Origin of the sequence: Clostridium sp. (genome assembly GCF_017888565.1) — a bacterium.
Classification (GTDB): domain Bacteria; phylum Bacillota; class Clostridia; order Clostridiales; family Clostridiaceae; genus Clostridium.
Window position 1 is genome coordinate 247,849 of the sequence record NZ_JAGHFX010000058.1, and the last position, 25,028, is coordinate 272,876.

The window sequence follows — 25,028 nt, forward strand, 5'->3', positions numbered from 1 at the left end:
AATTAAAGTTAGTATAATTTTAAAAATTTCTTATCAAAATTAATAAAAGTTTAATTTATTGTATAAATATTTAAAATATAATATAAATTAAAATAGTAAGGAAACTATAATATTAATGGAAGGAGAAGAAATGAAGAAATTTTTAAAAGTTTTAGGATTAGTAATTTTAGTAGTAGTTTTAATCGGTGGAATTTTTATATTTTCTATAAGAGATAGAATATCTTTGTATGTAAGTGTATTAAAGAAATATAGTGAATTCGTAGAAAACGGACCAAGCTTAACTGAAGATTTGTCATTAAAATCAATAGATTCTATAGATTATGATGATATTATATATAAAAATACTAATGGAGTTCCATTAACTCTGGATATTTATGGACCGAAAAAGAGTGTTAAAGGTGGTTCACCAGTAATATTATATGTACATGGAGGCAGTTGGGTATATGGAAATAATGAAATACCAGAAGCTATATCTCCACTTTTAGATGCATTTAGAGATGAGGGTTTTACAATAATAAGCACTAGCTATGAACTTATGAATGGAGAAGAGAACTTTAGTAAGCAAATTAGCGATGTAAAAGATACTATAAGATGGATACACAAAAATAAAGATGATTTTGGATTTAATTCAGATAGAATAGGTGTTATAGGAGCATCATCTGGAGCGCATTTAGCATTAATGGCTGCATATAGTGGTGAAGATGAGTTTGTTGATTCACAGGAGTTAGAAGGATATTCTTCAAATATAAAATACTTAATAGATTTTTTTGGACCAACGGATTTAACAACTCTAGATATTGACAATGTTCAATGGGATTTAGAGCAAATAATAAATTCTGTAGGAGAAGAAAGGGAAGATATTTTAAAACTTTATAGTCCAGTAAATTATGTAGATAAAAATGAGCCAAATACGTTAATAGTTCATAGTAAACAAGATAGTATAGTACCTTATGAAAATGCGGAAATATTGTATGAGGAACTTAAACAAAAAGAAAATAAAACAGAGCTTATAACTTTAGAGGGAACTAGTCATGATTTTTCTCAGATAAATATAGATGAGATTGTGTCAGTTGGTATAAAAATGCTAGAATTTATTGCAAAAAATATGTAGAAGACTTCATAAATGAACATTAAATTATTTTTATCAAATTCTATTTATATAATTTATCATAAAGGATAACTTATCAAAATGATAAAAATATATAATTAACCTTGAAAAGCTTATAAAATGCTGGATTTAACCAAAGTGATAAAGGATTATCAAAATGATAATCCTTTATTTTTTTTAATAAAATAAGGGGTGAAAGGGGCCTAAAACCATAATAATACTAAAATATTGCCTTAATAATTAGTGAAAAAGTTGGCATGAGTTTTGCTATAAATATAATCGGTGATCTTAATAATAATATTAAAGAATTAAATATATTTAAACTATAAGGGGGAAAAGAATATGGATTTTACAAATATTAAATCACAAGCAGAGGGATATAAAGTTCAAATGACTAAGTTTTTAAGAGATTTAGTTGCTATTCCTGGAGAAAGCTGTGAAGAAAAAGGTGTTGTTAACCGTATAGCTGAAGAAATGAGAGCATTAGGATTTAATAAAGTTGAAATAGACCCACAAGGTAATGTTCTAGGATATATGGGTACAGGGGAAACATTAATAGGATTTGATGCACATATTGATACTGTTGGTATAGGAAACAGAGCAAACTGGAACTTTGATCCATATGAAGGATATGAAACTGAAACTGAAATAGGTGGACGTGGTACTTCTGACCAACTAGGAGGAATAGTTTCAGCTGTTTATGGAGCAAAAATAATGAAAGACTTAGATCTTTTAAATGAAAAATATACAGCATTAGTTGTTGGATCAGTTCAAGAAGAAGACTGTGATGGACTTTGCTGGGAATATATAATTAAAGAAGATAATATAAGACCAGAATTTGTAGTTTCTACAGAGCCAACAGATGGTGGAATCTATAGAGGGCAAAGAGGACGTATGGAAATTCGCGTTGATGTTCAAGGGGTTTCATGCCATGGTTCAGCTCCAGAAAGAGGAGATAATGCAATTTACAAAATGGCTGAAATATTAATGAATGTTCGTGACCTTAATGAAAATAATGCTGCTGATGATAAAGAAATCAAAGGCTTAGTAAAAATGCTAGATGAAAAATATAACCCAGAATGGAAGGAAGCTAACTTCTTAGGAAGGGGTACAGTTACAACTTCTCAAATATTCTATACTTCTCCAAGTCGTTGTGCTGTTGCTGATTCATGCTCAATTTCTTTAGATCGTCGTATGACAGCAGGTGAAACTTGGGAAAGCTGTTTAGAAGAAATTCGTGAACTTCCAGCTGTTAAAAAATATAATGCAACAGTAAGTATGTATAACTATGATAGGCCAAGCTATACAGGCTTAGTATATCCAATTGAATGTTACTTCCCAACTTGGGTAATTCCAGAAGATCATATTGTTACAAAAGCAATGGAAGAGTCATATGAAGGTCTTTACGGAACAACAAGAAGTGGGGCTACAGTAACAGAGGAAATGAGAAAGGCTCGTCCGCTTACAGATAAATGGACATTCTCAACAAATGGTGTTTCTATAATGGGACGTAATGGAATCCCTGTAATAGGATTTGGACCTGGAGCAGAAGCAGAAGCGCATGCTCCAAATGAAAAGACTTGGAAAGAAGATTTAATTAAGTGTGCTGCTGTATATGCTGCATTACCAACAATTTACTGTACTAATAAAGAAAAATAATAAAATAATTTAATTTTAAATTTGAATAAATAAAAATTAAGATAATGAAGGGTAGGAATTTTAAAATGGCTTTAATGGACAAATATATTAATGAACTTAATCAATTAGATTTCTCAAAAATGCATAATGATGACTTTATGGAGACTTGGAAAAAAAGCGACGATGAATTAAAAGCTGTATTTACAGTTGCAGAAGCTTTAAGAGATTTAAGAAAAAATAATATTTCTACAAAAATATTTGATAGTGGACTTGGAATTTCTTTATTTAGAGATAATTCAACAAGAACAAGATTCAGCTTTGCATCAGCTTGTAACCTTTTAGGATTAGAAGTTCAAGATTTAGATGAAGGAAAATCACAAGTAGCACATGGTGAAACTGTTAGAGAAACAGCAAACATGGTTTCATTTATGGCTGACGTTATAGGTATTAGAGATGATATGTATATCGGAAAAGGAAATACTTACATGAGAGAAGTATCAAAGGCTGTAAGAGAAGGATATGAAGAAGGAACTTTAGAACAAATTCCAACTTTAGTTGATTTACAATGTGATATTGACCATCCAACACAAGCTATGGCTGATGCCCTTCATTTAATTAATGAATTTGGTGGAATAGAAAACTTAAAGGGTAAAAAAGTAGCTATGACTTGGGCTTATTCTCCATCTTATGGAAAACCATTATCAGTTCCTCAAGGAATAATTGGATTATTAACAAGATTCGGTATGGATGTTGTTTTAGCTCACCCAGAAGGATATGAAGTAATGCCAGAAGTTGAAGAAATTGCTAAAGAAAATGCTAAACTTTCAGGTGGATCATTTACAAAGACTAATTCAATGGAAGAAGCATTTAAAGAAGCTGATATCGTATATCCAAAGAGCTGGGCTCCATTTGTTGCTATGGAAAAGAGAACAGATTTATATGGAAATGGCGATTTCGATGGAATCAAAGAATTAGAAAAAGAATTATTAGCACAAAATGCTGAACATAAAGATTGGCAATGTACAGAAGAATTAATGAAGACAACTAAAGATGGAAAAGCATTATATTTACATTGCTTACCAGCAGATATTACAGGAGTTAGCTGTGAAACTGGGGAAGTTGATGCTTCAGTATTTGATAGATATAGAAAACCTCTTTATAAAGAAGCTAGCTATAAGCCATATGTTATTGCAGCAATGATTTTCTTAAGCAAAGTTAAGGATCCACAAGAAGTTTTAGCTAAATTAGAAGAAGCTAAAAAGGATCGTCAAGTTAAATAAGCTTAACACTATATAAAATATATGGGCTTTTATCCAAGGAAAATATAAGGATAAAAGCCCTAAACATTCAAATTAATCATATATTCTAAGAATTTGAGGGAGAGAATTATGAAAAAGAAAATTGTAATAGCATTGGGTGGAAATGCGTTAGGAAATAATTTAGAAGAACAAATGGGTGCAGTTAAATCAACTGCAAAGGCTATAGTAGATTTAATTGAAGAAGGACATGATGTTGTAATATCTCATGGAAATGGGCCACAAGTAGGTATGATAAATCTTGCTATGGATGCACTAACTAAAGCAGATCATAAATACTCATCAATCCCAATGTCTGTATGTGTTGCAATGAGCCAAGGATATGTGGGATATGATTTACAAAATGCACTTAGAGAAGAACTATTAAGCAGAAATATAAATAAATCTGTTGCTACAGTTATTACTCAAGTAGAAGTAGATAAAAATGATAAGGCATTTGAAAATCCAACAAAGCCAATAGGAAGTTTTATGACAAAGGAAGAAGCTGATGTTTTAATTTCAAAGGGAATTAATGTTGTTGAAGATGCAGGTAGAGGATATAGAAGAGTTGTAGCTTCTCCAAAACCAAAGAGTATTGTAGAAATTGAAACTATTAAAAGCTTAGCAGATTCAGGAAGCGTTGTAATCGCTTGTGGTGGTGGTGGTATTCCAGTAATTAAAGAGGGAAACCACTTAAGAGGAGCAAGTGCTGTTATAGATAAGGATTTTGCAAGTGCTACATTAGCTAAAGAGTTAGATGCTGATTTTTTAATTATATTAACAGCTGTAGAAAAGGCTGCTATAAACTATGGTAAGGAAAATGAAGAGTGGCTAGATAAAGTTACAGTAGAAGAAATGAAGAAGTATGTTGAAGAAGGACATTTTGCTCCAGGTTCAATGAAGCCAAAGGTGGAGGCAGGTATAGAGTTTGCAGAATCTAAAGAGGGAAGACATGCACTTATTACATTGTTAGAAAAAGCTAAAGATGGAATTAAAGGAAAGACTGGAACAAGAATAATTAGATAGTTAGGGGGTTTAATAATGGGAGAAAAGATATTATGGAAAGAAAATACCATGCCAAAAAGTAAAATAGATGGTGATTTGGATTTTTTAAATATGGATGAAATAAATAAAGCTAGAAACTTTCATAAGAGTTTTCCAGAATATAGTGTTACACCATTAGTTAACTTAGAAAATTTAAGTGAAAGACTAGGACTTGGAGGAATTTATTTAAAAGATGAATCATATAGATTTGGATTAAATGCTTTTAAAGTTCTAGGTGGATCTTATTCAATGGGAAAATACTTAGCACAAAGATTAAATATGGATATAGCAGAACTACCATATGAAAAATTAACTTCAGATGAAGTGAAAGAAAAGCTTGGAGATATAACTTTCGTTACTGCAACAGATGGAAATCATGGAAGAGGAGTTGCATGGACAGCTAATAGATTAAAACAAAAATCAGTAGTTTATATGCCAAAGGGATCTTCTTTAATAAGACTTGAAAATATAAGAAAAGAAGGTGCTGATGCATCTATTACTGATATGAACTATGATGATGCAGTAAGATTAGCTGCTAAATATGCAGATGAGCATAATGGAGTTGTAGTTCAAGATACTGCATGGGAAGGTTATGAAGAAATTCCAGCATGGATAATGCAGGGATATGGAACTATGGGACTTGAAGCATTAGAGCAATTAAGAAATGATTATAAAGTAAATAGACCAACTCATATTTTCTTACAAGCTGGAGTTGGATCATTAGCAGGTGGAATTCAAGGATTCTTTGCTTCAGTATTTGGTGAAGATTGCCCAAGAACTGTAGTAGTAGAAGCTAAGGAAGCTGCATGTTATTATGAATCAGCTATAGCTAATGATGGAAAACCAAGAGCTGTTGGTGGAGATATGCCAACAATAATGGCTGGACTTGCATGCGGTGAAGTTAATATAACAGGCTTTGAAGTTTTAAAGAATTATTCTAAAGCTTTCGTATCAGCACCAAATTATGTTGCAGCAAATGGAATGAGAGTTCTAGGCAATCCACTTAATGGAGATAAGAAAGTTGTTTCTGGAGAATCAGGAGCAGTTACTTTAGGATTAGTTTATGAATTGATGACAAATCCAGAGTATAAGGATTTAAAAGAATCAATTGGTTTAGATGAAAATTCAAGAGTCCTTTTATTTAGTACAGAAGGAGATACGGATCCAGATAAGTATAGAGAAATTGTTTGGGAAGGAAGCTATAATAGATAATTGATAGTGGATAGTGCATAATTGATAATTAAGCAGCTTTTTAGGAATTTTAGGTCTAGAAACTTAGATAGTATAAATTTGTAAAAATGAGTTGTATCAAAATAAATTTTGATATTAACCGATAAAAAGGGAAGTTCTGATTAGATTCGAACTTCCCTTTTTGCGTATATATAAATAACAGAAAAAATTTCTATTTAAGTTTAAAAACGTCTTTAAGCAAGTAAAATCAATGGATTAAAAGGGAGTCGCATTTCGTGAGGCCATTTATAAAATAAGAGATTAACTTTTTAAAGGCAATAAAGCTTACTAAAATTGAATAAAGTATATATTAAATAAATTTTTGAGACTGCGCCTATTTTATTTAAAATTATTTAAATAAAATATTAAGAACAAAAAGAGAAAAAATACTTGAAATTGCTTCCAGTAGTATATATACTGTATATATAGATATGAACAGTATATATACTGTTGTTTATAAGGAGGTACTTTAATGACTACTTTGATGGAAATAGAAAACTTAGGAAAGAAGATAGGAAGATTACATTTAAGAGGGATTAATTTGAAAATAGAGCCTGGTTATATAGTTGGATTAGTAGGGGTAAATGGCTCAGGTAAAACAACTCTTATTAATACTATATTAAATTTATATAAGAAAGATAGTGGAAGTATAAAAATTAATGGCATTTCTATGGATGCTAATGAAAAAGATGCAAAAGATCAAATTGGTTTTGTTCTTGATGAAAATATGTTTGAGGATAGTATTAGTGTAATTAGAAATGGTAAAATTTATGGAAGTCTTTATAGTAAGTTTGATGAAAACTTATTCCGTAAATTTTGTCAGCGTTTTGAAGTACCTCTTAAGAAGAAATTAGGTAAGTTATCTACAGGCTTAAAAGTTAGATTCCAGTTAGCATTTGCTTTATCTCATGATGCAAAGCTATTTATAATGGATGAACCAGCAGCAGGGTTAAATCCTTTATTTAGAAAAGAACTTATTAATTGTATGCAGGAAATTGTAGAAGATGGAACTAGAAGTGTGTTATTTTCTACTCATATTACAGAAGATCTTGATCAAGTTGGAGATTATATAGCATTACTTCATAATGGAGAAATGTTTTTCTATTTAAGTAAGGAAGAATTACAGGATAAGTATCTAATCCTTAAAGGTAGCAAAGAGCAAATTGAAAATCTTAAATTCTCTAATATTATTTATAGAGAATATGGAGAATATCATAATTGTGCTTTTATTGAAAAGGTAGAAGGCGAAGATTATTTAGATATAGAAGTTAAAATTCCAATAATAGAAGAGGTAATGTACTATTTAGAAAAAGGAGGATACTCTAAATGCTAAAAATTATTATAAATGATTTATTAGTAAACTTAAAAAGGTCTTGGGTAAGCGTAGTACTCAATATTATTTTATTTATTTTCTTAACTACTTATATATTAACCATTATACTTGTTACGCAAATACCTATGGATATGCCGAAAACAAATGATACTATAGTTAAATTACTATTAGAGGACCATATATTAAGATCAATTCTTCCTGCTGTTTACGGAGTAGCATTTATTACTATGTTTGATATAACAAAAAAAATTCCATTAAGGCTCAGTAAAGCAATGTTTGTATGTGCTGCAGGCGAAAAGGAAAAAATGAAATATATGTATTTACAGTTAGCTATAAAAATTATTTTGGGATTTATGTTTATTTTTATAGCGAGTTATAGTTATATAGGAAGAATCTTTCTTAACAAAGGTATAATACTAAATATTGTGGAGCTTGCCTTATGGTTTTTTATTATATTAGATATTAATTTAAAAATAGGTATAGGTGAACAAGGATTAAAAAAGAAAGACAAAGAAGGGTATATAATATATTCTAAAGAGGAAGAAATAGTTAATTATTATTGGATTTGTTTATTAATGATGGAGGCTATAGTTTTTTATTCATTGTCTATTCTTAATGTGCAATTGAATTTTTTAGGTGTAATAGGTTGGAGTGTAGCTCTTATAGTAAATGCGTACATTGCTTATAGTTGTATAGATCCAATTCTAAAGAAATCTCTTTCATATGAAGATGTTTATAGACAAATACCAGATACGAAAGAAGGTTAAGAATGAATATTATTTTAGATACAGAGAGTAATATTTCAATTTATGAGCAAATAGTTAAATCTATAAAAAATTCAATTATACAAGAAGAGATAATGCCAGGAGATTTATTACCATCCATTAGATCACTTGCTAGAGATCTTCAAATAAGTGTAATTACAACAAAACGTGCATATGAGGAACTTGAAAAGGAAGGGTTAATTTATTCAGTTCAAGGTAAGGGGTTTTATGTAAAAGAACCAAATCGTCAAAAGCTTCGAGAGGAGCAGCTTAAGGATTTTGAAAATAATTTTGAAAGTTTAATTAGCGAGGGGAAAAAATTAGAACTTACACTTGAAGATATGCAAGATATTTTAAAGACTTTATATGAAGGGAGATAGCCTTTATGACAAATATTATACAATGTGAAAATATAGTAAAAAAATATAAAGATTTTTCACTTAAATCAGTTTCTTTAACGATTAAACCAGGATATCTTACAGGGCTTATTGGAATAAATGGCGCAGGTAAAACTACACTTATTAATATTATAGCTGGATTAGATACTGACTTTGAAGGAAAAGTAAATATAAATGGAATTGATATAAAAAAGAACACTTCTGAAGCAAAACAAGAAATTGGTCTAATTTCTGAAAAACTTTCATTTTTTATGGATAAGACAGCATATGAAAATGGAGTACTTCTTGGAGAATATTTTAATAATTGGAGTATGGAAGATTATTATATATGGCTAGATAAAATGAATATTCCTAAAGGGCAACCATTATATCAGTTTTCTAAAGGCATGAAAATGAAATTTCAAGTAAGTTTTGCTATGGCACATAGTCCAAAGTTTCTTCTTTTAGATGAACCAACAGCTGGGTTTGATCCTGTTTTTAGAAAAGATTTTTTAAATATGCTACAAGATATATTAAATCAAGATATAGGGATTCTTATGTCAACACATATAACTAGTGATCTTGATAAGATTGCAGATTATATTATTTTACTTGATAATGGTGAAATTAAAATAAATGATACTAAAGAAGCCCTTGAAGATAATTTTAAAAGAAAGCAATTAGAAGATTCCTTAAATAAAAAATTTCACATAAGTGATTTACTTTAAAAATAGGAGGAGAATAAAATGAGCTATTTGGAAAATGAAAAAGAAAGAATAAAGTATAATTATCAAAAACTATTACTTGGTGTATTACTATTTTTCTATTTTGTAGTTATTCAATCAGATATTTCTTCTCATAAAGTAATATGGGGTAAAGGTTTGGAGGCTAAACCAATCTCTTTTATAAATCCTATAGTAATTTTTGGAGTAATTATTCTTACGCTTTATCTTGATAGGCATCTTTTTTGGATAAAGGAGCAGGGAAAACGAGTTTTTATATTAAGAAAATATGATACTATACCATTAAGTAAAAAAGAAATGTATAGTTCAAAACTTAAAATAATAATTAATAATTTACTAATTTTTTTGTTAGGAGATAGCATAATTTATATAGCAACTATGATGTTTAATTCTTATTCAAAAATTAACATTTGGATGAACATTGTAGAAATATTACAAGTTATCTTAGTATCAATAATTTTAATAGGATTTCTTTTAATAAAAAATCTTATTCAAGATAATAAAAGCAAAAGAGAGATTTAAATAAATCAAGTAAATATATTTAATAAATAGAAAATATTAATAATTTAAAATAAAGATTAAAGGTCAATCCTCATAAAGTATAGTAGATAAAAATTGTTTAATCCACTATACTTTATGAGGAGTCTTTTTATTAAGTTTTTTTAAAGTGGACATAATTATAGTTAGAATAATTTTATTGAATTCATATTCAGTTCATAAAACTAAAATATTATTTAAACTATTGTAGTAAAATTTATTCTAGGAGGGAAAGTATGCTATCGCTAAAAAATATAAAAAAATCATATGTAACAGGCGAATTTAAACAAGTTGCTTTAGGTGGGGTAAGCTTAAACTTTAGACAAAGTGAGTTTGTAGCAATACTTGGACCAAGTGGTTCAGGAAAAACTACTTGCCTAAACATCATTGGAGGATTAGATAAGTATGATAGTGGAGACTTGATTATTAATGGAAAATCCACTAGAGAATTTAAGGATTCAGATTGGGATGCTTATCGTAATAATAGCATAGGATTTATCTTTCAAAGCTATAATTTAATAAGCCATTTAAGTATTTTAGACAATGTAGAAATGGGAATGACATTAAGTGGAGTTTCATCTGCTGAAAAGCATAAGAAGGCATTAGAATCATTAGAGAGAGTTGGACTTAAAGATCACGTTCACAAAAGACCAAATCAACTTTCAGGTGGTCAAATGCAAAGAGTTGCTATTGCAAGAGCTCTTGCAAATGATCCAGATATAATACTAGCGGATGAACCAACAGGAGCTCTTGATACAAAGACTAGTATTCAAATAATGGATCTTATAAAGGATATAGCAAAAGATAAACTAGTTATAATGGTAACTCATAATCCGGAACTTGCTAAGGAATATGCAGATAGAATAGTTGAATTTAGAGATGGTAATGTTATTTCAGACACTAATCCACTAGAATCTGAAAAAAATAATACTTCATATAGTCTCAAAAAGACAAGCATGAGTTTCTTAACAGCATTAAAGCTATCAGGAATGAATATAAGAACTAAAAAGTGGAGAACTTTATTAACAGCATTTGCATCAAGCATTGGTATTATAGGTATAGCATTAATTTTATCACTTTCAAATGGATTTGATAAACAAATAGATATTTTCGAAGCAGATACGTTATCAGGATTTCCAATTATGATAACTCAAAAGGCTGCTGAAGTTGATATAAATAGTATGATGGAACATAGTAAAGAAATGAGAAAAGAGATGTCTGGAGATACTGATTCAGAAGGAAAGTATCCAGATACAAATGTAGTTTATCCATATAATACTAAAGAAAATACATTTATGCATACTAATAAGCTTACTGAAGAATATGTAGATTATGTTGAAAAAATAGATAGTAATTTACTTTCAGGAGTATCATATACTCGTTTAGTCAACATGAATCTTTTAAAGAGTGATGGTAATGTTGCAACTCCAGTAAGTGTTTCAGATTTAAATTTATCATCTTATCCAATCAAGCTAGATAATAGTACAGAAGGATATTTAGAGACATCATATGACTTACTTTCAGGTGAATATCCAAAAGAAATGACAGATTTAGTTTTAGTTGTTGATGAATATAATAAAATAGATACAACAATTTTAGATGCACTTGGAATTGATAGTAATAAAGAAGAAATTAACTTTAATGATATTGTAGGTCATGAATTAAGAGCTATATTAAATAATGATTACTATACTAAGGTTGGAAATTACTTTACACTAGCGGGAAATCCTAGTGACATGAGTGAAATATATAATAATGAAAGAGCAATTTCGCTTAAGATTACTGGTATCTTAAGATTAAAGAAAGATGTGACTATTCCTGTTTTATCTTCAGGCCTTGCTTATTCAGATGAATTAAGTAAATATTTCATAGAAGATGCTAAAGATTCAGAAGTAGCAAAAGCTCAACAAGCAGTTGACTATAATGTATTTACAGGGGAAAGATTTGATAAAGTAAGTGATAGACCAGATAGCGATAATCAAAATACTAAGGAGAACATTCTTGCATCAATAGGGGCCGTTGGTACTCCATATATGATTACTTTATATCCAAAAGATTTTACAACAAAGGAAGCTGTAACTGACTATTTAGATGATTGGAATGAAGGAAAAGAAAAAGAAGATGTAGTAATATATAATGATATGGCAAGTACATTTGTAAGTTTATCAGGTGGAATAATGGATGCTATAACAATGGTTTTAATAGCATTTGCAGCAATATCTTTAGTAGTTTCATTAATAATGGTTGGAATTATAACTTATATTTCAGTTCTTGAAAGAACAAAAGAAATAGGAGTTTTAAGAGCATTAGGAGCTAGGAAAAAAGATATAACTCGTGTGTTTAATGCAGAAACATTTATTGTTGGAAGTTGTTCTGGTATTTTAGGAATAATAATTGCATGGCTTTTAACATTCCCAACAAATAATATATTATATAAAATAACTGACTTAAAAGGCGTGGCAGTTTTAGACCCAGTTCATGCAATTATTTTAATAGTTATAAGCGTATGTTTAACTATGTTAGGTGGATCTATACCAGCTAAAATGGCATCTAAAAAGGATCCAGTTGAAGCATTAAGAACAGAATAAATTCAAAAGTTATAGGCAAATATCTATTAAGGTATTTGCCTATGTTTTTAACTGTACTATAATATTTATTTAAGAGATGATTTTTATAGTTAATAGGTAAATTTTGAGGAGAATATAATGATAAACATATTAATTGTTGAAGATGATAAAAGTTTAAGAAGATTAATGGAAGTATTTTTAAAGCAAAATGGATATGAAATATATTTAGCAGAGGATGGAGAAAAAGCAATTGAAATATTTGAAGATAAACATATTGATCTAGTAATATGTGATATTATGATGCCAAAAGTAAGTGGATATGAATTAGTAAAAGATTTACGTAATTCTAATTATGAACTCCCAATTTTAATGGTTACAGCCAAAGAAACTATAGAAGATAAGAAAAAGGGATTTCTAGTTGGGGCAGATGATTATATGGTAAAGCCAATTGATTTAGATGAGATGCTTCTTAGAATAAATGCACTTTTAAGAAGATCAAGAATATCAAATGAACATAAGTTAGTAATTGGTGATGTAGTTTTGAATTATGATACTTTAACAATAAAAAAGGGATCAAGGGTAGTAGAGTTAGCTAAAAAAGAGTTTTATTTATTATTTAAATTACTTAGCTACCCAAAACAAATATTTACTAGAAATCAACTTATGGAGGAAATTTGGGGGATGGATATCGAAAGTGATGAAAGAACAGTAGATGTTCATATTAAGAGAATAAGAGAAAAACTAAATGAATTTAATGAATTTAAAATTGTTACAGTAAGAGGACTTGGATATAAGGCGGAGAGAAATATATGAAGAAGATATATAGGTACTTTAGACATACTTTGCAAGGAAAAATAATAGTATATTTTTTTACAACAATTCTTTTAAGTAATATAGTTACATTTTTTATAGTTTCTCCAATAGTAAATAGGAAATTTTCAGATAGTGAGCAATATTTAATTCCTATACTTAAAGAATTTCATGGACTAAAGTTTTTAATTTTGGGCATAAGTTTTATAATTTGTTTAACATTATTATGTTTTATTTCTACACTAGCAGTTAAACAAATAAAGAAATTAACTAAGGCAACAAATGAAGTTGCAGAAGGAAATTTTGATATTAAATTAGAAACAAAGGAAAAAGATGAAATAGCTCAATTGATTTTTCATTTTAATGATATGGCAAAGAAACTAAAAAATACAGCCTATATTCAAAAAGATTTTGTAAATAATATATCTCATGAATTAAAGACTCCAATTGCTTCAATTCAAGGGTTTGCTAAGATTCTTAAAAATAATAGTTTAGCTGATGAAGAAAGAGAGGAATACTTAAATATTATTATTGAAGAGTCAAAAAGGCTTGAAAATTTATCAAGTAATATTCTTAAAATATCTAAGCTAGAAAATCAAGATGTGTTAGAAAACCAAAGCAAATTTGCTTTAGATGAAAATATAAGAAGAGCTATACTTTTATTAGAAAATAAATGGATAGAAAAAAGTATTAATTTTAAATTAGATTTGCCAACCACTTATTATTACGGTGATGAAGAATTATTTTTACAGGTTTGGACCAATATTATAGAAAATGCGATTAAATTTTCACATGAAAATGGAGAGATTAATATTAGAATAGAAAAAAGCTTAGATTTCATAAAAGTCTATATAGAAGATAAAGGAATTGGAATGAATGAAGATATAGTAAGTCATATATTTGACAAATTTTATCAAATAGACAACTCTAGAAGTGCTCAAGGTTATGGATTAGGACTTGCAATAGCTAAAAGAATAGTTGAACTTTCTAAAGGAAGCATTTCTGTAGAAAGTGAATTAAATAAAGGAAGCACTTTTATTATAGGGTTAAGTAGGGAGTAAGAAGAGAGAACTATAAAGAACATGAAGTAGTCTAAGAATAAATTATATATTAGTTAGAAGTAGTTATTTATTTAATTTTATAATATAATTATCTTACAAAATTAAAATAGTAAAGTAAGAGGGATATAAATGAAATCTTCATTAGTAAAAGATAGAAGTGAGTTAACGAAAGCAGAGAATAAGATTTGCGATTATATAGAAGAGTATATGAATAGTAGCATATACATGACAGTTACAGAGATAGCGAATAATTGTGGTGTAGGAGAAGCAACTGTTACAAGATTTTGTAGAAAATTAGGATTTAGAAGTTTTCTAGAATTTAAAATGACAATGGCTCAAGAGTTTAAGAATAATGGATATGATAGCGAGGCTAGTAGCAAAGATGATGTGTTATCAGAAGATGATTCTTTAAGTGATGTTGTTACTAAGCTCTATGAATTAAATGTAAATTCTTTAGAGAACACTTTAAAGAAAATTGATTATACAATTATTGAAGAAGTATCAGAAGTATTAGCTAAAGCAAAAAGAATATTGTTTATAGGAGTTGGACATTCCGGGGTAATTGCAGAAGACGCATATTATAAATTTATGAAAACAGGTTTTAGCTGTAGTTGTTACAGAGATAGTCATACGCTAGTAATGATGGCATCATTAATGCAAGAAGAAGATGTTTTATTTATTATTTCTAATAGTGGAAATACAGAGGATATAAATATAGCAGCAGAAATAGCAAGAGATAATAATGCTAAAGTTATTTCTATTACTGAAAATTTATTATCTAAATTAGCAAGAGTTAGCGATTATGTTTTAAATTATACATATCAAGAATTAAAATTTGAAATGGAGTCTTTAGGAACAAAAGTATCACAAAACTTTTTAATAGATTTAATATGGAGCAATGTTATAAGGAAGAATAAAGAAAAAGCTTTAGATTCTAAGAATAAAACTGACAAAGCAATTGAAAGATTGAATAAATAATGCGATGAGGAGTTTATATGCCTCATCGCTTTTCTATTAACAAAGAAAAAGAATTTCAAAAAATGAGAAAAATAATTTCAAAAAATATTGATGAAAATGTTTAACAATGATAAGATTAAAGAAGTTAGTGTAGTATAAATAGTAAAATAATAGGGTTGTATAAAGAGATATTGATATTAAGAATAAAACTTAGATAATAAAATTGAAAGAACTTGATTTTTAATCAAGTTCTTTTTTTTGTGAAAAATATTTTCTAAAAAAATGAAAAAATATTTCAAAAAGTATTGATTAATAATATTTACGGTGATAGAATTATATTAACAAAAAAAGAGGGGAAGGTTTGAATATGAACTTAATTAATGTATTGAATGAAAAAGAAATATCACTAATAGTAAGTCTTCCAGAGAATAGTGTAGAATTAGCAAAGGTAGCACTATCAGCAGGAGCAGATGTTTTAAAGATTCATATTAATGTTGAGCATAGAGCTAGTAAAACTAGGTTTGGATCTTTAGCAGAAGAATTAGAGACAATTAAGAAAATAGTTTCTCTTTGCAAAGAGTATAACAAGCCAATTGGTATTGTAGCTGGAGGACATAATAAAATACCAATGACAGAAATTAAAGCAATAATAGATGAGGGGTTTAACTTTATATCATTATATGATAAGCATATGAATCCATTAATATTTAATGAAGACATATACAAAATGGTTGCAATAGATGATAATTATAAATTAGAATATGTCAAGGCTTATGATGAGTTGCCTATAGATGTATTAGAATGTTCTATTATGAATCCAGACACTTATGGGGACGAGCTTACGGTAAGAGAAATATTACAATATAAATCAGTTCGTAACGCAACTTCTAAACCTATAGTGATACCTACTCAAAGAAGAATTACACCAGAACAAGCATTAATATTACAAGGAATGGGTATTAATGGAATAATGATTGGGGCAATAGTAACTGGTAAAACAAGAGATAGTATTTATGATACTACATTAAAATTCAGAAAGACTATAGATAATTTCAATAATAAGGGGACTATAGATGAAAAATAATAAAATATTATATGTTCCACTAGATGATAGACCAGTTAATTTAGAGTTGGTTCTTCAATTAGCTAATTTAGCAGACTTAGAGATTAAAGCACCAAGCAAAAAGGATTTAGGATGCTTTTTTGCTGAGGGAAATGTAGATTCAATAAAAGAGTGGATTAAAAGTGAAAAATGTGATGCTTTAATAATATCTTTAGATATGTTGCTATATGGTGGATTAATAGCTTCAAGGACTGATAAAAAGTCTTTAGAAGAATCAATAAAAATATTAAACTTTTTAAAAGATTATAAAAGAATAAATAAAGAAGTGAAAATATATGCATTTTCAAATATTATGAGGTTATCTATATCAGTTTCAAATGATGAAAGTCAAATATGGTGGAGCAAAATAAATAAATATAATGAATTGAGATATAGAGTAGAGTCATTAAATGAAGTGAATTTGAAAAATAATTTGGATAAAATAGAATCAGAAATACCAAAAGATGTTTTAAATACGTATTTAAGAACACGAGAAAGAAATCATAAAGCTAATATGGAATCAATAGAGCTTGTGAAGGATGGGATAATTGACTTTTTAATATTATCGCAAGAGGATTGCTCTAAGTATGGTATGCACTTAATAGAACATAAAAGAATCCATGAAAAAATAAATAAGTATAAATTAGAAGATAGAATATATGTTTATCCAGGTGCTGATGAGATCGGACAAATTCTTGTTAGTCGATATGTAAACGATATAAGAGAATTTAGACCTAAGGTATATGTAGATTTTGATGACAAGAAGGCAGAAGATAGTATTCCAAAGTTTGAAGATAGATCACTTAAAATTAATATAAATGAACATTTAAAAAGTACTAATGCTTTGATTATGGAGAAATATGATGAATGTGATTATATACTGGCTGTAACTACTCCTAATATTCCTTATATAGATATGGCCTCTGATACTATAGAAAACTATAATAAGAAAATGGTAATTGATAATTTTATAAGTAGAATTAAGAACTATATAAATTTAGGTAAAAAAGTATCAATTGCAGATTTAGCCTTTTCAAATGGTGGAGATGAATATCTTATAAAAAGATTAAAAGAAGAGAATTTACTATTAAAAGTAATAGCATATGGAGCTTGGAATACTGCTGGAAATGCAATGGGAACATCTATAGCTCATGGAAATATTATTTCAAATATAAATTCAAATGGTAATCTAGATCTAAAAAAATCATTAGAGAGCTTAAGATTTTTAATAGAGAGATATTGCGATGATTATATGTATCAAAGCAGTATTAGAAATGAAACAAATAAAGAAGTGTTAAAAGAAGGATTAAGTATTTTTAATATGAATAAAAGAGTTGAAAAAATAGATTCTTTTGTTGAGAAGTCATTAAATAAAATGGCTAATGAGTATTTTTCTAAAAGTAAAGTCAACTATTTAAGGGCTAAAGGAGAAATAGAAGAGATAATAGTAAAGGCTAAATTACCATGGAATAGAACATTTGAAGTGTAATGTGAGGTTAATATAAAGCTTAAGGAGGGAAGGTATGAAAATTAAAGGAAGTAAAAATTGTGATATTTTGGTTATTGGTGGGGGTCCTTCAGGTATTATAGCAGCAAAAGCAGCAGCTGCAGATGGAAATAAAGTAATTTTAATAGAAAGAGGTGGATACTTAGGTGGATGTGCAACTAAAGCTTTAGTTATTCCTCTTATGACTTTTCATGCTGGTAAAAAGCAAATAGTAATGGGATATGCAAATGAACTTATAGAAAGAATTAAACAAAATGGAGGGACAATAGGTCATATAGAAGATCCACTTGGTGTAGCATCAACAGTTACACCCATAGAAACAGAAATTTATAAGTATGTAGCTCAAGAATATTTGTTAGAAGCAGGGGTAGAAATTTTATATCATACAGAAGCACTAGATGTAGACGTTAAGGAAAAAAATTTAAATTCAATATTTGCAAAAACTAGATCAGGTATATATGAGATAAATGCTAAATATTATGTTGATGCCACAGGTGATGGAGAAATAGCATATCTTTCTGGAAATCAAATGGAGATAGGTAGAGAAAAAGATGGTAAGTGTCAGCCAATGACAATGATGTTTAAGGTAAGCAATGTGAATATAGATGAATTGGTTAAATATGTTGAAGATAATAAAGAGGAGTTTGTTATAGGTAATAATATTAAAAGTCTTTTAGATACAAAAAGAGTTGCAATCTCAGGATTTTTTTCAAAGATAAAGGAAGCTACAAAGAATGGTGATTTTACTGTAAATAGGGATAGAGTTCTTTTTTTTGAATTAAATAGAAGGGGCGAAGTTGCAATAAATATGAGTAGAGTTATAGATAAAATTTCAGTTAGAGATTTTGATTTGTCAGAAGCTACTATAGAAGGTAGAAGACAGGTAATTGAAATATATAACTTTTTGAAAAAATATATACCAGGATTTAAAGATGCAATATTAGTTCAATCTGGAGACGAAATAGGGGTTAGAGAATCAAGAAGATTAGTTGGAGAGTATCAACTAACAGAAAAGGATATTGTTACAAAAAGGATATTTGAAGATACAATAGCACTTGGAAGTTGGCCTATAGATATTCATGATCCAGATGGTAAGGAATTAGATCTTATGGAAATGAAAATTGGTGATTATTATGGAATACCATATCGAGCATTATTACCAAAAGAAATCAATAACTTAATTATAACTGGAAGAGCGATAAGTACAACACATGAAGCATTAGCATCTATGAGAGTTTCACCAATATGCATGGCTTTAGGACAAGCAGCTGGAACTGCAGCTAAGATTTGTTTTAAATTTAAAAAAGATTTTAGAGAATTAAGTTATGAGGAGCTTAAATTAGAGTTATTAAAAAGTAATCAAGTTATTGAATAAAATAATTTGCTTAAATATTTAATAAATTATAAATTGTAAGGAGTGTGATAAATGAATTAATATAAGACCATTTATAAGAAATTATGACATAAATAAATTTTAGCTCTAATTTTACTCAACAATAAATTATTAAAGTGCAATTATAAAATAATAGTAAAAAGGGGAATGAAAATGGGAGAAGTTTTAAATATTCAAGTTATTCTTATATTATTAGTTTTTGCTGTCTTTACAGGACTTATGATAGCGAAAAAGTTACCTACACTTTTAGCATTACCACTACTAGGCATTATAATAGCGGTAATTGCAGGAGTTCCTTTTATGACTCCAACAGAAGAAGGTGGACAAACTCTAATGGCTCATGTAATTGGAGCAGGATCATCTAGGCTTGCTGGAACAATGATGGCGGCTATTTTCGGGGCTATGTTTGCAAAAGTTATTCAAAAACAAGGTGTATCAAATACTATAATTAGAAAAGCAGCAGAACTTGCTGGGGATAAGCCTTTGGCTATTGCTTTTATTTTAACAGCAGCTTGTGCAATAGTATTTTCAGCTTTAGGAGGAGCAGGAGCGGTAATAATGGTTGCAACGATAGTGATACCGCTTATGTTATCAGCAGGAATAAAGCCAAAGGTTGCAGCAGGATCATTTCTTATGGGGTTAGGACTTGGCGGATTATTTAATGTTGCTAATTATCAATTTTATGTTGATGTAATAGGAATGGATATGGAGCTTGTAAAGTCAACTTCATTAGTGTTAGGTTTAATATCTATTATAGTGACAGCAGCGTATATATTAATTAACGTAAGAAGTAAGAGTGTGAGAAGTACGTGGGCAATGCCAAATAGTAATTTTGAAACAAAGACCCATGATGATGTAAATATATTTGCATTAATATCACCATTACTTCCAATATTATTAGTATTCTTCTTTAAATTTAGTGCTGAACTTTCATTATTAATTTCAGTAGTGTATACAATTCTAGTAACTAAGCCATCACAAATAATTCAAATAACAACAAGTTCACTTGTTGAAGGAATACAAGACGTAGCGGGAGTTATTGGATTAATGATTGGAATAGGTATATTATTAAATGGTGTATCAGCAAATGCGACAATAGCATTAATGCAACCACTTATAGGAGCTATATTACCAACTACTCCAATACCATATATTATAATATTTACTATAGCATCACCACTTGCATTATATAGAGGACCTCTTAATTTATATGGATTGGGTTCAGGTATTGGAAATGTTATGATGGCAGCAGGAACATTAAGTCCAGCAGCTATAGGTATGGCTTTAAGATCTACAGGCGTAGTACAAGGAATATCAGATCCTACAAATACTCATAATGTAATCGTTGCAGATTTTGCAAAAGTTGATGTTAACTCAGTATTAAAATCTACACTTCCATATACTGTGATAATAACATGCTTATCATTAATCTATACAGCTTTAATGATCTTTTAATATTATATAAATAATATATGCTTTTTAAAAATATAAAGGTGCGTATATGCGCACCTTTAATGATAAATACATCAGGAGGGAAATATAATGGGTAAGGTAAGGATTGGAATAGATGTTGGTGGAACATTCACAGACGCTGTAGTAATAGATAATAATACTTATGAAGTAATAGGAAAAGCTAAAATACCTACAACTCATCATGAAGTAGAAGGAGTTGCAAAAGGAGTAATAGAAGTTATAAAAAAAGTTCTAGAAGAAAATAAAATTTCTCCTAATGATGTAGTTTTTATAGCTCATGGAACAACTCAAGCAACTAATGCATTATTAGAAGGTGATGTTGCGAAGGTTGGAATTATTGGAATGGGAAAAGGAATGGAAGGAGAAAGAGCTAAAAATGAGACTAAAGTTGATAATATAGAACTTTCAGTAGGAAAATATTTGTACACAGAACATAGATATATAGATTCAGGAAAAATATCACAAAGTTCTATAGGGGAGGCTATAAAAGAACTTAAAAATGCTGGGGCAGAAGTGATTGTAGCATCAGAAAGCTATTCAGTTGATAATCCGGAAAATGAAAAAATTGTTATAGATGAAGCTTTAAGTAGTGGAATATATGCAACTGGAGGATATGAAATATCACAATTATATGGATTAAGAGCAAGAACGAGAACTGCAGTGGTAAATGGAGCATTAATTCCTAAAATGATGGAAACGGCAAATATGACTGAAACTTCAGTAAAAAATGCAAATATAAAAAAGCCACTTATGATAATGAGGTGTGATGGCGGAGTAATGACTATTGACGAGGTTAGAAAAAGACCAATTCTAACGATGCTATCAGGTTTAGCAGCTGGTGTGGCTGGGGCATTAATGTATGAAAAAGTTTCAGATGGAATATTTTTTGAAGTTGGAGGAACTTCCACTGATATATCTGTAATAAAAGATGGAAAAGTAATGATTAAGAATTCTCAAGTTGGTGGACATAAGCTTTATTTGAAATCTTTAGATGTTAGAACACTTGGTGTTGCAGGCGGAAGTATGATTGTTGTTGAAAATAATAAAATAGTAGATGTAGGACCTAGAAGTGCACATATTGCAGAAAAAGAATATGAAATATTTGCAGGTACAAATGAAATATCAAATCCGAGATTAAGCTATATATCTCCAAGGCCAGAGGATAAGTGTAATTATGTGGCTATTGAATGTGATGAAGGAAAAAGTTTTGCTTTAACTTTAGCAGGTGCAGCAAATATTTTAGGGTATGTACCTGAAAATGATTATGCAAGAGGAAATATAGAAGCTGGGAGAAAAGTTTGGGAAGTAATGGCAAAAGAGGTTAATATGTCTATAGAAGAGGCTGCAAAGACTGTTATGGATATAGCTATAGGTAAAGTAAAGAAAATAGTTGATGAATTAATAACAGAGTATAAATTAAATAAATCTATAATAACACTTGTCGGTGGTGGTGGTTCAGCTTCTATAGTTACGCCATATCTTTCAGAAGTTATGAATGTAAAATATAATATAGCTAAGAATGCAGCATATATTTCTACAATAGGGGTTGCGTTAGCATTAGTTAGGGAGCAAATAGAAAGAAGTGTTATAAATCCTACAGAGCAAGATATAAAAAAAATAAGAATGGATGTATTTGAAGCTGTTGTAAAATCAGGAGCAAATCCTGACACAGTAGAAATTACTGTAGATGTAGATGCTAAAAAGAATATATTAAGAGCATCAGCAACTGGGGCAACAGAGCTTAGAACTAAAGAACTTGGTGCTGAAAAGAAGTCAAAGGAGGAACTTATAAATGTAGTATGCGATTCAACAGGGGTATCTAAAGAAAATGTTAAGCTCATTGGAGAAACAGGGAGATGGAGCATTTTTAAGTGTATTGAAACTACGAAAAAGCTATTTGGATTAATATCAAGTAAAAAAGAAAAAATAAGAATTCTTGATGAAGATGGTGTTATAAGATTACAAAAAGATAAAGGCAAATTACTATTCTGCACAAAAAAAGAGCTATATAAAACTTATAATAGTTTTATAGATGAAAATACACTATTCACAGATGCAGGAGCTCAGCTTCCAAAGATATATGTAGTATTTAAACAAAAGCTTATAGATCTATCAGGAGTTATTAGTAAAGATCAGCTATTGACATTAACAAATCTTGAAATAGAACTTTTAGATGAAGATACAAAGATTGGAATATTGGCAACTCAAGAAATTTAGGAGTGATTATATGAAAAACTTATATTTTTTGACTGATGAAGTATTAGCGTTATTAGAACTTAAAGAGGATAGTTTATTTCATAAGATACCTAAAGAAAAGATAAAGTATTATATTAATGAAGCTAATAGAATAGGAAAAAATATTGCAAGTAAATATAGAGATGAAGAGATAGAATCACTTTTAAAGAGTAATGAAGTGAATGTATTAATAAAGGATAGATCTCAATCTAAAAGTTTAGATATTAGAGGAGAAATAACGTTTGACAAAAAGGAAAAACAAATAATAATCTATAAAAACTCTATAGATCAAATAATAGGAACATTAAAAAAGTATGGATTTAATATATCAAAGCAGGAAGTATATAATATTCATTTAGCTCATGAATTCTATCATTTTCTAGAGTTTAAAAATGAAGAAAATACTAATTATTTATTAGATGAGATAGATATAAATTTTTTAGGGCCAATTAAAAGAAAAGCAACAATACTAAAAACAAGAGAAATAGCAGCACATGCTTTTTGTAAGGAATTATTAAATTTAAAATTTCATCCTAAAATATTAGACTATATATATTTAATAGAAAATAAAGAAATTAACTTAGAGGAATTTAAAGATTATGTACATCAATTAAAATTAATGTATATATAATAAGGAGTCTTTTTTATTCATTATAGACAGAGTATCTTATTAGGTATAAAGTAAGGTTTATCTTATATAAAATTTTATATATAAGAAAATATAGGAGGCTATACACTAGTCTCCTATGCTCATAGAGTTATTAAAAAATATATATGATTTATAATTTAAGTAAAAAAGTTTTCAATGTATTAACTATTTTTGATATGTCTTCTTTAGTAACCCAGTAATGAGTTACAAATCTCATTTGACCATTTTCAACATCATTAATCTTAATATTATTTTCTAAAAAGTATTTTACTAATGATTTAGTGTCTATACTAGAATCTTTGAAACTGAAGAATACCATATTTATTTTAACATTATCTAAATTAACATTAAGCTCTGGTATTTTGTTTAATTCATGTGCTAATATTTTAGCATTTTCATGGTCTTCTTTTAATCTTTTAGACATATCATTTAGTGCAACGATACCTGCAGCGGCAAGGAAGCCAGCTTGTCTTAGTCCACCACCCATAAGCTTTCTCTTTTTCCTAGCTTTAGCTATAAAATCTTTACTTCCAGATAAAATTGAGCCAACAGGGGCACATAATCCTTTTGATAAGCAAAACATAACTGAATCACAATATTTAGTAATTTCTTTTACATCAACTCCAAGGGATGTAGAGGCATTAAATATTCTTGCACCATCTAAATGAACAGGTAGATTATATTTTTTAGCTATATTGAATACTTCCTTCATATTTTCAATAGTAAGTACATTACCACTTGAGTGAGCATTTTCAATACAAATTAAAGATGTAGAAGGAAAGTGTATATCATCATCTTCAAAACGAATTCTTTTTTCTAGATCTTTAGAAGTTATAATACCATTTGGTGACTCTATAGTTCTTAATTGTACACCAGCAATTACAGAGCTTGCCCCAACTTCATGAGCAACTATATGATTAGAATCAGCTATAATTACTTCGCTACCTCTTTTGCAATGAGTAAATAAAGCAAGTTGATTACCAAAAGTACCACTTGGAACAAAAAGAGCAGCTTCTTTGCCAACTATTTCTGCTGCAATAGCTTCAAGCTTTATAACTGTAGGATCATCCCCATAAACGTCATCACCTACTTCAGCATTAAACATAGCTTCTTTCATAAAATCTGGTTGGTTAGTTACAGTATCACTTCTTAAATCTACAAAATTTTTCAATAAAAACACCTCGTTTACATAAATTTATAACAAT

The 25,028-nt window shown here is 28.9% G+C and carries 21 protein-coding genes; 20 read left to right on the plus strand and 1 reads right to left on the minus strand.

Going from position 1 to position 25,028, the window contains the following annotated elements; all coding sequences use genetic code 11:
* Positions 1–130: 130 nt before the first annotated feature.
* The 20 genes from J7M87_RS11740 (at position 131) to J7M87_RS11835 (ending at position 23,805) form a co-directional block, all read left to right on the plus strand.
* A complete protein-coding gene (locus tag J7M87_RS11740) occupies positions 131–1,111 on the plus strand; it encodes an alpha/beta hydrolase (RefSeq protein WP_291651234.1) in 981 nt (326 codons plus the stop codon).
* Positions 1,112–1,450: 339 nt separating this feature from the next.
* A complete protein-coding gene (locus J7M87_RS11745; protein ID WP_291651235.1) occupies positions 1,451–2,767 on the plus strand; it encodes a YgeY family selenium metabolism-linked hydrolase in 1,317 nt (438 codons plus the stop codon).
* Between the two features lie 65 nt (positions 2,768–2,832).
* Positions 2,833–4,026, plus strand: coding sequence for a knotted carbamoyltransferase YgeW (gene ygeW, locus J7M87_RS11750; protein ID WP_008679795.1), 1,194 nt, complete (start codon positions 2,833–2,835; stop codon positions 4,024–4,026).
* A 108-nt stretch (positions 4,027–4,134) separates the two neighbouring features.
* A complete protein-coding gene (gene arcC, locus J7M87_RS11755) occupies positions 4,135–5,067 on the plus strand; it encodes a carbamate kinase (protein ID WP_291651236.1) in 933 nt (310 codons plus the stop codon).
* A gap of 15 nt (positions 5,068–5,082) precedes the next feature.
* Positions 5,083–6,297: a diaminopropionate ammonia-lyase gene (gene dpaL, locus J7M87_RS11760; protein WP_291651237.1), complete on the plus strand. Its 1,215-nt coding sequence runs from the start codon at positions 5,083–5,085 to the stop codon at positions 6,295–6,297.
* A gap of 490 nt (positions 6,298–6,787) precedes the next feature.
* Positions 6,788–7,648 carry an ABC transporter ATP-binding protein gene (locus tag J7M87_RS11765; protein ID WP_291651238.1) on the plus strand — a complete coding sequence of 287 codons (861 nt, stop codon included), beginning with the start codon at positions 6,788–6,790 and terminating at the stop codon, positions 7,646–7,648.
* Positions 7,642–8,415, plus strand: a complete 774-nt coding sequence (locus J7M87_RS11770) for a hypothetical protein (protein ID WP_291651239.1) — start codon at positions 7,642–7,644, stop codon at positions 8,413–8,415. Before J7M87_RS11765 ends, J7M87_RS11770 begins: the two co-directional genes overlap by 7 nt.
* Positions 8,416–8,417: 2 nt before the next feature.
* Entirely contained in the window at positions 8,418–8,792 is a 375-nt protein-coding gene (locus tag J7M87_RS11775; protein WP_209738329.1) for a GntR family transcriptional regulator, read from the plus strand.
* Between the two features lie 5 nt (positions 8,793–8,797).
* Positions 8,798–9,517, plus strand: a complete 720-nt coding sequence (locus J7M87_RS11780; RefSeq protein ID WP_291651240.1) for an ABC transporter ATP-binding protein — start codon at positions 8,798–8,800, stop codon at positions 9,515–9,517.
* Positions 9,518–9,535: 18 nt separating this feature from the next.
* A complete protein-coding gene (locus J7M87_RS11785) occupies positions 9,536–10,054 on the plus strand; it encodes a hypothetical protein (RefSeq protein WP_291651241.1) in 519 nt (172 codons plus the stop codon).
* A gap of 251 nt (positions 10,055–10,305) precedes the next feature.
* The gene (locus J7M87_RS11790; protein WP_291651242.1) at positions 10,306–12,657 is read left to right on the plus strand and encodes an ABC transporter ATP-binding protein/permease; all 2,352 of its coding nucleotides are present in this window, start codon (positions 10,306–10,308) and stop codon (positions 12,655–12,657) included.
* Positions 12,658–12,774: 117 nt separating this feature from the next.
* Entirely contained in the window at positions 12,775–13,449 is a 675-nt protein-coding gene (locus J7M87_RS11795; protein WP_291651243.1) for a response regulator transcription factor, read from the plus strand.
* The gene (locus J7M87_RS11800; RefSeq protein ID WP_291651244.1) at positions 13,446–14,507 is read left to right on the plus strand and encodes a HAMP domain-containing sensor histidine kinase; all 1,062 of its coding nucleotides are present in this window, start codon (positions 13,446–13,448) and stop codon (positions 14,505–14,507) included. Before J7M87_RS11795 ends, J7M87_RS11800 begins: the two co-directional genes overlap by 4 nt.
* 129 nt (positions 14,508–14,636) lie before the next feature.
* Positions 14,637–15,485 carry a MurR/RpiR family transcriptional regulator gene (locus J7M87_RS11805; protein ID WP_291651245.1) on the plus strand — a complete coding sequence of 283 codons (849 nt, stop codon included), beginning with the start codon at positions 14,637–14,639 and terminating at the stop codon, positions 15,483–15,485.
* Positions 15,486–15,831: 346 nt separating this feature from the next.
* Positions 15,832–16,548 (plus strand): hypothetical protein, encoded by a 717-nt coding sequence (locus J7M87_RS11810; protein WP_291651246.1) that lies wholly within the window; start codon positions 15,832–15,834, stop codon positions 16,546–16,548.
* Entirely contained in the window at positions 16,538–18,055 is a 1,518-nt protein-coding gene (locus J7M87_RS11815; RefSeq protein WP_291651247.1) for a DUF4127 family protein, read from the plus strand. The genes J7M87_RS11810 and J7M87_RS11815 overlap by 11 nt, the downstream gene beginning before the upstream one ends.
* Before the next feature lie 34 nt (positions 18,056–18,089).
* A complete protein-coding gene (locus tag J7M87_RS11820) occupies positions 18,090–19,448 on the plus strand; it encodes an FAD-dependent oxidoreductase (RefSeq protein WP_291651248.1) in 1,359 nt (452 codons plus the stop codon).
* Between the two features lie 171 nt (positions 19,449–19,619).
* The gene (locus J7M87_RS11825) at positions 19,620–20,921 is read left to right on the plus strand and encodes a transporter (RefSeq protein WP_291651249.1); all 1,302 of its coding nucleotides are present in this window, start codon (positions 19,620–19,622) and stop codon (positions 20,919–20,921) included.
* 87 nt (positions 20,922–21,008) lie between these two features.
* The gene (locus J7M87_RS11830; RefSeq protein ID WP_291651250.1) at positions 21,009–23,156 is read left to right on the plus strand and encodes a hydantoinase/oxoprolinase family protein; all 2,148 of its coding nucleotides are present in this window, start codon (positions 21,009–21,011) and stop codon (positions 23,154–23,156) included.
* Positions 23,157–23,166: 10 nt separating this feature from the next.
* Positions 23,167–23,805, plus strand: coding sequence for a hypothetical protein (locus J7M87_RS11835; protein ID WP_291651251.1), 639 nt, complete (start codon positions 23,167–23,169; stop codon positions 23,803–23,805).
* 148 nt (positions 23,806–23,953) lie between these two features.
* Here J7M87_RS11835 and ltaE read toward each other — a convergent pair whose 3' ends face one another.
* A complete protein-coding gene (gene ltaE, locus J7M87_RS11840; RefSeq protein WP_291651252.1) occupies positions 23,954–24,994 on the minus strand; it encodes a low-specificity L-threonine aldolase in 1,041 nt (346 codons plus the stop codon).
* Positions 24,995–25,028: the final 34 nt, after the last annotated feature.

Bases quoted from the DNA above. Each gene is read 5' to 3' on its own strand.
- dpaL (WP_291651237.1), top strand. From the start codon at position 5,083: ATGGGAGAAAAGATATTATGGAAAGAAAATACCATGCCAAAAAGTAAA.
- J7M87_RS11820 (WP_291651248.1), top strand. From the start codon at position 18,090: ATGAAAATTAAAGGAAGTAAAAATTGTGATATTTTGGTTATTGGTGGG.
- J7M87_RS11770 (WP_291651239.1), top strand. From the start codon at position 7,642: ATGCTAAAAATTATTATAAATGATTTATTAGTAAACTTAAAAAGGTCT.
- J7M87_RS11835 (WP_291651251.1), top strand. From the start codon at position 23,167: ATGAAAAACTTATATTTTTTGACTGATGAAGTATTAGCGTTATTAGAA.
- arcC (WP_291651236.1), top strand. From the start codon at position 4,135: ATGAAAAAGAAAATTGTAATAGCATTGGGTGGAAATGCGTTAGGAAAT.
- J7M87_RS11795 (WP_291651243.1), top strand. From the start codon at position 12,775: ATGATAAACATATTAATTGTTGAAGATGATAAAAGTTTAAGAAGATTA.
- J7M87_RS11745 (WP_291651235.1), top strand. From the start codon at position 1,451: ATGGATTTTACAAATATTAAATCACAAGCAGAGGGATATAAAGTTCAA.
- J7M87_RS11830 (WP_291651250.1), top strand. From the start codon at position 21,009: ATGGGTAAGGTAAGGATTGGAATAGATGTTGGTGGAACATTCACAGAC.
- J7M87_RS11800 (WP_291651244.1), top strand. From the start codon at position 13,446: ATGAAGAAGATATATAGGTACTTTAGACATACTTTGCAAGGAAAAATA.
- J7M87_RS11780 (WP_291651240.1), top strand. From the start codon at position 8,798: ATGACAAATATTATACAATGTGAAAATATAGTAAAAAAATATAAAGAT.
- J7M87_RS11775 (WP_209738329.1), top strand. From the start codon at position 8,418: ATGAATATTATTTTAGATACAGAGAGTAATATTTCAATTTATGAGCAA.
- J7M87_RS11810 (WP_291651246.1), top strand. From the start codon at position 15,832: ATGAACTTAATTAATGTATTGAATGAAAAAGAAATATCACTAATAGTA.
- J7M87_RS11765 (WP_291651238.1), top strand. From the start codon at position 6,788: ATGACTACTTTGATGGAAATAGAAAACTTAGGAAAGAAGATAGGAAGA.
- J7M87_RS11825 (WP_291651249.1), top strand. From the start codon at position 19,620: ATGGGAGAAGTTTTAAATATTCAAGTTATTCTTATATTATTAGTTTTT.
- ygeW (WP_008679795.1), top strand. From the start codon at position 2,833: ATGGCTTTAATGGACAAATATATTAATGAACTTAATCAATTAGATTTC.
- J7M87_RS11815 (WP_291651247.1), top strand. From the start codon at position 16,538: ATGAAAAATAATAAAATATTATATGTTCCACTAGATGATAGACCAGTT.
- J7M87_RS11805 (WP_291651245.1), top strand. From the start codon at position 14,637: ATGAAATCTTCATTAGTAAAAGATAGAAGTGAGTTAACGAAAGCAGAG.
- J7M87_RS11790 (WP_291651242.1), top strand. From the start codon at position 10,306: ATGCTATCGCTAAAAAATATAAAAAAATCATATGTAACAGGCGAATTT.
- J7M87_RS11785 (WP_291651241.1), top strand. From the start codon at position 9,536: ATGAGCTATTTGGAAAATGAAAAAGAAAGAATAAAGTATAATTATCAA.
- J7M87_RS11740 (WP_291651234.1), top strand. From the start codon at position 131: ATGAAGAAATTTTTAAAAGTTTTAGGATTAGTAATTTTAGTAGTAGTT.